General features: G+C 46.0%; 11 protein-coding genes and 1 pseudogene. 2 read left to right on the forward strand and 10 right to left on the reverse strand.

Annotated features, from left to right (window positions below; genetic code table 11):
- The first annotated feature begins 50 nt into the window (after positions 1-50).
- Positions 51-1010, forward strand: coding sequence for a hypothetical protein (locus tag ENN47_09010; GenBank protein ID HDP78303.1), 960 nt, complete (start codon positions 51-53; stop codon positions 1008-1010).
- Positions 1007-1486 (forward strand): hypothetical protein, encoded by a 480-nt coding sequence (locus tag ENN47_09015; protein ID HDP78304.1) that lies wholly within the window; start codon positions 1007-1009, stop codon positions 1484-1486. Before ENN47_09010 ends, ENN47_09015 begins: the two co-directional genes overlap by 4 nt.
- Here ENN47_09015 and ENN47_09020 read toward each other — a convergent pair.
- The 10 genes and pseudogenes from ENN47_09020 to buk (ENN47_09065) all read right to left on the reverse strand — a co-directional run.
- Positions 1483-2579 (reverse strand): annotated as a pseudogene (locus tag ENN47_09020) (ArsR family transcriptional regulator). The gene ENN47_09015 and the pseudogene ENN47_09020 sit on opposite strands and share 4 nt — an antisense overlap.
- 133 nt (positions 2580-2712) lie before the next feature.
- Complete coding sequence (zupT, locus tag ENN47_09025; protein HDP78305.1) at positions 2713-3507, reverse strand: zinc transporter ZupT; 795 nt, start codon at positions 3505-3507, stop codon at positions 2713-2715.
- Positions 3508-3637: 130 nt separating this feature from the next.
- Positions 3638-4177, reverse strand: a complete 540-nt coding sequence (locus tag ENN47_09030) for a 2-oxoacid:ferredoxin oxidoreductase subunit gamma (protein HDP78306.1) — start codon at positions 4175-4177, stop codon at positions 3638-3640.
- Positions 4174-4926 carry a 2-oxoglutarate oxidoreductase gene (locus ENN47_09035; GenBank protein ID HDP78307.1) on the reverse strand — a complete coding sequence of 251 codons (753 nt, stop codon included), beginning with the start codon at positions 4924-4926 and terminating at the stop codon, positions 4174-4176. The genes ENN47_09030 and ENN47_09035 overlap by 4 nt, the downstream gene beginning before the upstream one ends.
- A gap of 9 nt (positions 4927-4935) precedes the next feature.
- Complete coding sequence (gene vorB / locus ENN47_09040) at positions 4936-5994, reverse strand: 3-methyl-2-oxobutanoate dehydrogenase subunit VorB (protein HDP78308.1); 1059 nt, start codon at positions 5992-5994, stop codon at positions 4936-4938.
- A gap of 10 nt (positions 5995-6004) precedes the next feature.
- Positions 6005-6229: a 4Fe-4S dicluster domain-containing protein gene (locus tag ENN47_09045; GenBank protein ID HDP78309.1), complete on the reverse strand. Its 225-nt coding sequence runs from the start codon at positions 6227-6229 to the stop codon at positions 6005-6007.
- On the reverse strand, positions 6222-6896 hold the full coding sequence (locus tag ENN47_09050) for a cobalamin biosynthesis protein CobQ (protein HDP78310.1): 675 nt from the start codon (positions 6894-6896) through the stop codon (positions 6222-6224). Before ENN47_09050 ends, ENN47_09045 begins: the two co-directional genes overlap by 8 nt.
- Positions 6893-7978: a butyrate kinase gene (buk, locus tag ENN47_09055; protein HDP78311.1), complete on the reverse strand. Its 1086-nt coding sequence runs from the start codon at positions 7976-7978 to the stop codon at positions 6893-6895. The genes ENN47_09050 and buk (ENN47_09055) overlap by 4 nt, the downstream gene beginning before the upstream one ends.
- Positions 7978-8877: a bifunctional enoyl-CoA hydratase/phosphate acetyltransferase gene (locus ENN47_09060; GenBank protein ID HDP78312.1), complete on the reverse strand. Its 900-nt coding sequence runs from the start codon at positions 8875-8877 to the stop codon at positions 7978-7980. The genes buk (ENN47_09055) and ENN47_09060 overlap by 1 nt, the downstream gene beginning before the upstream one ends.
- Positions 8874-9884: butyrate kinase (gene buk / locus ENN47_09065; protein ID HDP78313.1), on the reverse strand; the 1011-nt coding region annotated here is incomplete at its 5' end. The genes buk (ENN47_09065) and ENN47_09060, both read right to left, overlap by 4 nt.

A 9884-nucleotide genomic window follows, 5' to 3' on the forward strand; every position in this document is an offset into this window, starting at 1 on the left:
CCAAAAAATGGTATTATCCTATTTGAAGAAGCTTTTGTGGAGGGATTCCTATGCTTGTTTTACTTATTGTAGTTGCAGTTTTGCTCGGTTATCTTGCATACAGGCTTATTCTGAGAGAAGGAGGCATATTTCTGGGGCCATACGAATTTAAGTTTAGAAAAGAACCGGGTCCTGAGGAGTTTATGCGGCGCTTGAAAGAACTGCAGCAGAGAAATCAGGAGTTTGAGAGCAGGCTCGTTCTCAGCGCGGCTTCCAGTAAGTTTCCAGACAATATGGAATTCTTCAGACTTGCAATGGACAAAGTTTTCGCCGATCTGAAAAATGCAAGGACCGAGGAAGAGGTGGAGGAGATCTTTCTCAACGGGGAAAGACTTCTTAAGGATTTTGGAGCAGCTTCCAACGCAAATTCAATACCGCTCGTTACCGAATATTCGAAAAGACTTGTCCAGGCGCAGGAAGAGTTCTTCTCTCTGAGAAAGCAAAGGGATCTCGATCTCAAGCAAAGGCAGAATGAACGTAATGAAGAGATTTTGAAGGAGCTTGAGAGCATACTGGAAGGAATCAAGGCTTCTAACGATGAGATGGCGATAAGAGACTCGATGAACAATGCAGCAAGATTGGAGACAGGACTCGATCTCTCCTTGCTGGATGAGACACAGAACGAGAGATATCGAGATGTGAAGAATGGGTTCTATATGGTGGCCGAGGAAAAGGTAGAATCCCTTAGAAGCTCAAGATACGCGAGATACAATAGAGAGGCAATTGAGAGACTAAAGAAGCTGCTCGACGAGTTTTCTGAAAACGAGAAAGAACTGTCCAGAAGCGGAAGCTCTCTTCCTATGATTCTCAAGGAAAAGATCGGTTCACTGAATACCTCTTACTTCGATGGTCCGACAATGCAATATTTCAACTATGTATACGGCTATATATTCTCTCTCATAGATGAAGATCTGAAGTTTGAAGTGACAAAAGTGATGACGGAAACCGACAAGGATACGTTAGATATATGAGCAACGAGCGAGGAATTCAAGTTAGAAAGCAGGCTATTAGTCTTTTTTCAGATTCCGGCCTGAAGAAGAGAGATTACATCGGCGAGGAGAACAATCTGAAAGGAGCTCTTGAAGTTTTCGATAGCTCACTTCCATTTCGAAGGGCATCGGAGTATTCTGTAGAAAGTTTGGTTTCGCTTAGCAGCATCAAGAAGACATGCGAGAATTTGGAGATGAATCTTGAGAATCAGAAGAAGAGTGTCAAGCCCCATAGTGTTGTAATGAAGGAGGAGGCCGTAACTCCTGTTGAGATAATTCTCAAGGAAACTCCCCTCAAGCAGTGGTATACTACCGGGAAGACTCTAGGAAGCTTGGCTTCAATTGGCGCGAAAGTCGCCCTTCAATTGCTTAAGAACAAGAAGGACGAGAAAACTTTCAAGAAACTGCGTCTTCTTGAAATTGAGATTGTCTATCGTAAATTGGAAGAACGATACTAGCTTTCCACATCTTTCAAAAGATCTTCAAGTGCCTTTACGACCTCGCGGCGCACGGCTCCTTTGTCAAGAGAAAAACTCAGCATTTGATTCATCCTCTCTACTCGAACCATTCCCGCTTTTCGAAGAATCGCTGTGTGTTCGTCAATCTCGTAATTTGAAGGTTCAGCGCCCTGCCAAGTTCATTTCCCGAGGATTTTCCGGCAGAAAGGTGTTTTATAATTGCAAGTCTCTTCTCATGAGCCAAGGCCTCAAAAGTGTCAGCGGTCAGCTCCAGCTTATCCTTAGAAACTGACATTACTTCTTTGAAGCGAAATCCCACCGTGTACATGTCTTCATTGACGAAAGGAATCGATGCGTTTGAGACCAGAAATTCAGAGAAGTAGCTGGGACATATAACGGTTCTCTTGAGCTCTTCGTAGCGAGTGTAGTCTATGTTTTTTATCAACAGCATTAGAAATCTTTCGCCAGACTGTTCAATTTCCTTCTTCAACTCACTCACCGTTCTCAATAGAAGCTTCCCGATTCTGGGTTCGAGAGCTGAAAAAGCATTTTCATAGAACCACTCGAGAAGATAGAGAAAGTCCTCCTTAGTTCTTGATGGGTCTGATAGCATTTCAAAGAGAATTGCCTTTCGTTCTGTCGAGAAAGACATATCGCTCGAGACAAAGAGCAGCAATTCCTTATCGTCGTTCATAATCTTTTCAAAGGTATTCATATCGATAGTCCCCTTGCGGGGTCCATAGCCGGAGTATATAAAATGAATCATGAGAACTCTTTCCGGCATATCCTTTATATGCTCAATCAATTGCTTTGCATTTTCGATATTGCTGTGCGTTATATCCGGAAGAAGGCACATTCCGAAGAAGGTCTCCCAATCAAAAAACTCCTCGAGTTTCTGAACAATGTCAGAGGTGAGAATACTTCTTGTCTCGTTAATCCAGTTCTGAATATCCCTATCTTGCTCAAAATCCTCCTTATGGAGCGAGGATTTGAGATATTCGAGAAATCGGTCGTTGTTATTCAGCCTGAAAAGGCCGTGAAGAAGGTCGCAAGCAGTGCTTCGGCAAACCTCCACCTTGTCTATCCATTTCATAATGGCGCACCTCCAGAGAACCTAATCAACGGAATTATTGTATCACCTGCGGAACCCATACCAAAGTCATTATACAGCGTTCAACGGGCTCCACTCTCAGATATGGAACCATGTCCGGTGGTTTCGCGCAAAACTAGAGTATCAGCAGACTGACTGCCATCAATGCCATTCCCGCAATCAAACCCGAAATTGAGAGATGGTGCTTTCCATACTTCTCTGCTGAAGGTAGAAGCTCATCCAGGGATATGTAAACCATGATACCGGCGACACCGGCAAATACAACTCCAAAAGCCATTTCGTTGAAGAGAGTGTTGATTAAGGCGAATCCAATTAATGCTCCGGCCGGTTCTGCAAGACCGGAAAGGAAAGAATAAACGAATGCCTTCTTTCTGCTTCCGGTTGCTTGATAAATCGGAACTGCCACAGCTATACCTTCAGGAATGTTATGAATTGCAATTGCGACTGCTATTGGAATACCAAGTGAAGGATCCTTCATCGCCGCCAAAAATGTGGCAAGTCCTTCAGGAAAGTTATGAACTGCAATAGCAAATGCAGTGAAGATGCCCATTCTCATCAGACTTCTGTTCATCTGCTGCATTTCATCTACGTCTCTCATTTCATGAGGGTTTTCTGCAGAAGGCACGAGAAAGTCGATCAGCGCAATCAGACCTATGCCTCCAAAGAAAGCAATTACATTGATCCAGTCACTGAGACCATTTCCAATCGCCTCTTGGAGTGATTCTCTGCTCTTGACAAAGATCTCCACAAAGGAAACATATATCATTATACCGGCAGAAAAGCCCAGGGAGACTGAAAGGAATCTGGTGTTGGTCTTCTTTGTAAGTATGGCCAGAACACTCCCTACACCAGTAGATAGGCCGGCAAAGATTGTTAGAAATAACGCAGGCCAGAAATTCACAAGTTCCATTGCAATCCTCCGCAAATTCTCTTTGAAAGATAAAATACTTCTTGGGTCTGCAAGCTAATCGATATGTATATCAATTAATTTAGAACAGTCAAAAGCGGCGCGCATCGGGCGCGCCTCGATCTCTTCTGGGTTACCTCACTGATTTCATACCTTCTTCGACTGCCTGAATGTTCAAATCCAGTAGAGCTGCTTTTCGACCGGTCAACTTCTTCTCCAGAGCCTTGCGCACTCCTTCCATGGTCACCGTGCCAGTCTTCTCGAGATATGCTCCCAAAACCACCATATTGGCAACCTTGAGATTCCCCAGCTTCTCTGCAATCGAATTTGCATCGATCTCGACAACGGAAATATCATTTCTATTGGTTTTTCTGTCAACAACAGAAGTGTTTATCACCATCACTCCACCCGGCTGAATTTCTTTCTCGAATTTTATCAGAGATGGAATGTTCATTACAATCAGCTCGTTCGGAGCGTTTGTAATTGGTGACCCAATGATTTCATCGCTCACGACTACTGTGCAGTTGGCAGTTCCTCCCCGCATCTCCGGGCCGTATGAGGGAAGCCAGGTAGTGTGCTGGTTGTCAAACATTCCAGCCGTTGCCAGAATCTGTCCGATCAACATAACTCCCTGTCCACCAAATCCCGCAACTACTAAGAGATGCTCACTCATTTGATATCACCGACCTTGTCGACAAATACCCCGATGGGATACTCTTTCTTCATGTTTTCATTTAGCCAGTTGATTGACTCCACTGGGTTGAGCCCCCAGTTTGTCGGGCAAGTCGAAAGAACCTCGACCATTGAAAAGCCCAGCCCTTTTTGCTGTGCGACAAAGGCTTTCTTTATTGAAGCCTTTGCTTTCCTCACTTCCTGAGGAGAGCTCACAGCCACTCGTTCCAGATAGACAATTCCAGCGGTTTCCTTAAGCAATTCTGAAACATGAATCGGGAAACCTTCCGTCTCTGCCTTTCTTCCATACGGAGAAGTAGTGGTTTTCATTCCGAGCAGGGTGGTCGGTGCCATCTGGCCGCCTGTCATACCGTAGATCGCGTTGTTGACGAAGATCGTGGTGATCTTCTCGCCTCTGTTTGCAGCGTGAATGATCTCGGCAGTTCCAATGGCGGCAAGATCACCGTCGCCTTGATATGTGAATACTATCCTGTCCGGCATTGCTCTCTTCATTCCCGTGGCGACTGCCGGCGCCCTACCATGAGGAGCAACGGTTCCGTCCACGTCAAAGAATTCATACGCGAAGACCGAGCATCCTACTGGAGCTACCATTAGTGTCTTACCCTGAATCTCCAGTTCATCTATTACTTCTGCCACAAGTCTATGAATAATTCCATGATGACAGCCTGGACAGTATGAGAATTCATTTTCTGCAAGTGATTTAGGTCTCCTGTAAGTTGCCTGTGCCATTTAATCACCTCATCCTATAAGTCTGACGAGTTCTTTTAAGACTTCGTCTGGTGTTGGAACCATTCCTCCGGTTCTTCCGTAGAAATGAATTGGTAACGCTCCTTCGACTGAGAGGCGGACATCTTCCACCATCTGGCCGGTCGACATTTCCACATCAAGGCAGAACTTTTTTCCCTTTGTGGCGGTCTTCAGTTCAGAATATGGAAATGGCCACAGGGATATAGGTCTAAACAGTCCAACTCTAATTCCCTGCTTCCTTGCCGTTTTCACTACGCTGCCAAGAATTCTGCCCATCGTTCCGTATCCAACAAGAACATACTCAGCATCTTCAAGGTCACTCGTCTCAAATCGGACTTCATTTGCCTTTATCTCTTCATAGCTTTTGTGTACAACGATATTCATCTCTTCAAGCTTTACCGGATCGATGTCGAAAGAAGTTACTTTGTGAGGTTCACGACCCTCCATTCCTCTCAGGCCCCAGTCCGAGTGATCATTGATCCCCTCGAGTTCAACGAAATCAGGAAAGACAACGGGTTCCATCATCTGTCCAAGCATTCCGTCCGCAAGCATCATCACCGGCACTCTATAAGTATCTGCCAGATTGAAGGCGCTTTCCATTAGATCGACCGCTTCCTGAATACTTCCTGGAGCTAAGACTATCAAGTGATAGTCTCCATGACCTCCGCCTTTGGTCGACTGGAAATAATCGCTCTGCGCAGGCTGGATATCTCCAAGTCCAGGCCCGCCTCTGACTACGTTTACGAACACCGTAGGAAGCCTTGCTCCCGCAATGTATGAGACTCCTTCTTGCATTAGGCTGAAGCCGGGACTAGATGTCGAAGTCATCACTCTGTGACCTGTGCACGCGGCTCCGTAGACCATGTTAACCGCGGCCACCTCGCTCTCTGACTGAAGAAAGACGCCGTTTACCTCCGGCATTCTTCTTGCCATATATTCAGTGAATTCTGACTGAGGAGTAATGGGATAACCAAAATACAGTCTGCAGCCAGACCTAACAGCAGCTTCTGCCATTGCTTCATTTCCTTTTACCATCATCTTTTCGGCCATGGTCACCCTCCTATACCTCTACCGTTTCTTTGTAGACGGTTATTGCTGTATCAGGACACATCATGTAGCAGAAGCCGCATCCGATACAGTTGTCGGGATCATGTTGCTGGGCGGGGCGATAGCCCTTGCTGTTGAACTTGTCCGAGAAGCTCAGCACTTTCTTCGGGCAGAAGTTGATACATAGACCGCAGCCTTTGCACCGCTCTTCGTCGATTTTCACGAAGTTTCTACTCATTTTCTACCTCCCATGGATTCATCATATATTTCTTCATTTCGAGTTTATCAAAGATACCGTTTCCATTTTCCAATCCATTCATGACAGCCGTGAATGCTACTGGTATTGAGACTCGCTCCGATACTAGTTTCACAAATTCCTCGCCCTTCTGAATCACTTCTGTTGTCGTCTCAGAACCGATATTTGAGTTATTCACAAGGTAATCGATTTTCATTCTCGAAGTTTCCTGGAGTCTTAGGAAGTGAAGGGCGGCGTTTTCAACGGTGTCATTGAACGGTCTGAAGGGATTCAGAACATAGTACGTCTCACAGTTCTCTTTTGGTAGTCTTGAGCTCAGTGAAGAAAGAACGACTGCTCCGTCGTCATTTCCTCCAACGTCAAGAACTACCCTGAAATCTGGATTCTCAAAATAGCCGAAGACTTCGGCAGGAATTATCGGCAAATCGGCGTGAGAAAGCTTTCCTTTGGGGGCGATGATCTTGATGCCGAACTCCGCAAAGGACTCTCTCATGTCTCGGGATCTGTAATATGGGCTTATAGTATCAATGTCTGCAAGGGCTACAAGTTCTCCGTTCTTCGCAAGCAATCTGGTGACATTGAGAGCTATTTCGGTCTTGCCGCTGCCGAACATTCCCATGAAGATCAGAATCTTCTTCGAAAAGTTCATTCTGCTCTCCTATACTGTTTTGTCTTCTCGATCCCTTCAAGAACTCTGGAGCAGGCCATTGCAAGTGACAATTCTTCATTGCCTCCCGGAACTACACTAATGGGAGCAATGAAGGACAGTTTTTCGGTGAGCCATGGAACCATGAATCTGCTGTCGTGGGCTATACCACCAGTAATAATTATGGAATCAACATCCCCGCTGAGAACAGCTGCCATTCTCCCCGCCCACTTCACAATCTGGTACGCCATCGCCTTATAGGCCATCTCCGCATTTTTATCTCCGTCAACTATCGCCTGCTGGATCTTTTGGCAGTCACTTGTTCCGGTGTAAGCCATAAGCCCGCCATTTCCCTTTATCAGTTTCTTGACTTCATTTTTCGAGTATTTCCCTGAATAACAGAGCTTTATCAAGCCTGTTATGGGAAGTGTACCGGCTCTCTCTGGGCTGAAAGGGCCGTCACCATTGAGAGCGTTATTTACATCGACTACTCTGCCTCTTTTGTGAGCTCCAATCGAAATCCCTCCACCCATGTGAACAACAATAAAGTTCATATCTTCATACTTCTTCCCGTATCTTGCGGCTACCTCTCTTGTCACTGCCTTCTGATTAAGGGCGTGAAAGATTGATCTTCGAGTGAAGTCTGGATGGCCAGAAAGCTTCGCAACAGGGTCCATTTCGTCTACCACTACTGGATCTGCAATATAAGCGGGTGTCTCCTTTCCGCTTTCCAATGATAGTTCTTTAGCAAGTATCGCTCCCAAATTTGACGCGTGCTCTCCATACTTTGCGGATCTTAGGTCTTCTATCATGTCATCGTTTACAGTATATGTGCCGCTTTCGAGAGGTCTTAGCATTCCCCCCCGTCCAATGATCGCATCGATCTCTGTCAGAGGATGGCCCGCTGACTCCAGGAAATCGATAATCAATGCTTTTCTAAACGCGCGCTGTTCGTAAAGTGAAGCGAATTTACTCAGCTCGTGAGGCGAGTGTCGAATAGTATGTTCTCCAGTCACTTCACCGTCTTTGAAGAGTGCAAGTTTTGTTGAGGTTGATCCAGGATTAATCACAAGTATGACAGACATCATATCACTCCCGAAAGAAGAACGTTCAAGGCTATCGACTTCAATTTGGTACTTGCCGAATCGGCTCTGGAAGTCAGTATTATCGGAACCCTTCCTCCAACTACTGCACTTGCCAGCTGACAATCGGAGAGAAACGCCATTGCTTTGTAAAAGATGTTTCCCGCTTCGATATCGGGCATTATAAGTATATCTGCATCGCCAGCTACCGTGCTGGAAATTCCTTTGTGCTTCGCAGCTTCTAATGAGATAGCGTTATCAAGAGCGAGCGGTCCATCAACTTCAACAGCTCCCAGCTGGCCTCTTCTTGCCATCTGGGAAAGAACGGCTGCATCTGTTGTTGCGGACATCTTGGAATTCACAACCTCGATTGCAGCCAGCACTGCGACCTTCGGTTTTTCAATTTCCAAAGCCCTTGCGACCGCAGCCGAATTGATAATTGAGTCAGCTTTCTGACCTAGATCGGGCGCTATTACCATTCCTGCGTCTGCCACTAGAATCAGTTTATGATACTTCTTGATCTCGAAAGCGGTGACGAGATTCATTGTTCTTCCTGTCCTGAGACCATACTCATCCTTCAGAAAGACGCTTAGGAGTTCTCCCGTTTTCACATCGCCTTTCATCAGAATGTCGGCATTCTTAAGTGAAACTGCCTCTACAGCCTTCTGAATCGATTCGCTCTTCGAGGAACAGTCTACAATTGAAAGATTCTCTGAAAAATCCAGCTCACTAGTGATTTCCTCTATCTTGCCTTTCGAACCAAAAAGAATTAAAGACGCCATTCCTTCTTGTGCCGCCTCTTTTGCTGCCGAAAGCACTGTGGGGTCGTCGGCGGCCGCAATTGCTATCACCTTCGGGCTGCTCTTGGCGCGGAAGACTAGTTGTGAAAGACTTGAGATCATGAAGCCACCTCCGCATCAAACTCTCTTGCCTTTTCTGCCCCTTCAAGAACTCTCTGTGCACCAAGGGCAAGAGACAACAGTTCGTTCTCACCAGGTTCAATAACGACCAGAGCGAACTTTCCAACAAAACTCTTTATTTTCTCAACAAGCTCAGCGTTATAAGCCATGCCTCCCGTGAGAACAATAGCATCGATTTGGCCGCCACCTAGAGCAACCATGCCGCCGATTTCTTTGCTAATTTGGTAAACCATCGCATCGACTACCATTGCTGCGTTTGGATCGCTATCTGCCATTTCTAGCGCCTTTCTCAGGTCATCTGTGCCCAGATAGGCTCGCAGTCCTCCGGACTTCAAATATCGGTCAATAAGCTGTTTCTCCGTATATTCACCGCTGAAACACTTCTCCGCCAAATCTCCTACGGGAAGTTCTCCGGTTCTAGTCGGGCTAAAGGGCCCTTCGTCGGTCGCGTTGTTAACGTCAACCATCTTGCCTCTCAGTTGCAGCCCTACAGAAATGCCTCCGCCCAGGTGAGCGATTACCAGGTAAAGGTTTTCAACGCTCTTTCCAAGATCAGCGGCAATCTGTCTTGCTGCAGCCTTCATGTTCAGAGCATGTAGTCTCGAAATCCTTGGCAATTGGGGAAGTCCGGAAAACCGAGCTTCTTCGCAAAACTCATCAATTGAAATTGGATCCGTTATGAACACGGGGATCTTTCCTTCGGAAAGAAGAAATCCTATCGGTGCAGCAAGATTGGAGGGGTGATCGACCTCTGAGTGATGCAGAAGAAAATCAACCATCTTCTCGTCAACTCTATAAGTGCCGCTTTCAAGAGGGGGAAGAATTCCTCCTCTGCAGGCAATCGCATCGAAATCAAACTGAACTTCACGATCTCTAAGAAAGGAGATAATTTCCTCTGCCCTCTCTCGAATATCATCTTCAGGATTCTTCTGCGATGCGAAATGTCTGATCGCTCCTTTCGTTACTTCATGTTCGTTGTTAAAGACAGC

Origin of the sequence: Mesotoga infera (assembly GCA_011045915.1) — a bacterium.
Taxonomy (GTDB): domain Bacteria; phylum Thermotogota; class Thermotogae; order Petrotogales; family Kosmotogaceae; genus Mesotoga; species Mesotoga infera_D.

Bases quoted from the DNA above. Each gene is read 5' to 3' on its own strand.
- ENN47_09060 (HDP78312.1), bottom strand. From the start codon at position 8,877: ATGATCTCAAGTCTTTCACAACTAGTCTTCCGCGCCAAGAGCAGCCCG.
- ENN47_09015 (HDP78304.1), top strand. From the start codon at position 1,007: ATGAGCAACGAGCGAGGAATTCAAGTTAGAAAGCAGGCTATTAGTCTT.
- ENN47_09045 (HDP78309.1), bottom strand. From the start codon at position 6,229: ATGAGTAGAAACTTCGTGAAAATCGACGAAGAGCGGTGCAAAGGCTGC.
- buk (HDP78311.1), bottom strand. From the start codon at position 7,978: ATGTCTGTCATACTTGTGATTAATCCTGGATCAACCTCAACAAAACTT.
- ENN47_09050 (HDP78310.1), bottom strand. From the start codon at position 6,896: ATGAACTTTTCGAAGAAGATTCTGATCTTCATGGGAATGTTCGGCAGC.
- vorB (HDP78308.1), bottom strand. From the start codon at position 5,994: ATGGCCGAAAAGATGATGGTAAAAGGAAATGAAGCAATGGCAGAAGCT.
- ENN47_09035 (HDP78307.1), bottom strand. From the start codon at position 4,926: ATGGCACAGGCAACTTACAGGAGACCTAAATCACTTGCAGAAAATGAA.
- ENN47_09030 (HDP78306.1), bottom strand. From the start codon at position 4,177: ATGAGTGAGCATCTCTTAGTAGTTGCGGGATTTGGTGGACAGGGAGTT.
- zupT (HDP78305.1), bottom strand. From the start codon at position 3,507: ATGGAACTTGTGAATTTCTGGCCTGCGTTATTTCTAACAATCTTTGCC.
- ENN47_09010 (HDP78303.1), top strand. From the start codon at position 51: ATGCTTGTTTTACTTATTGTAGTTGCAGTTTTGCTCGGTTATCTTGCA.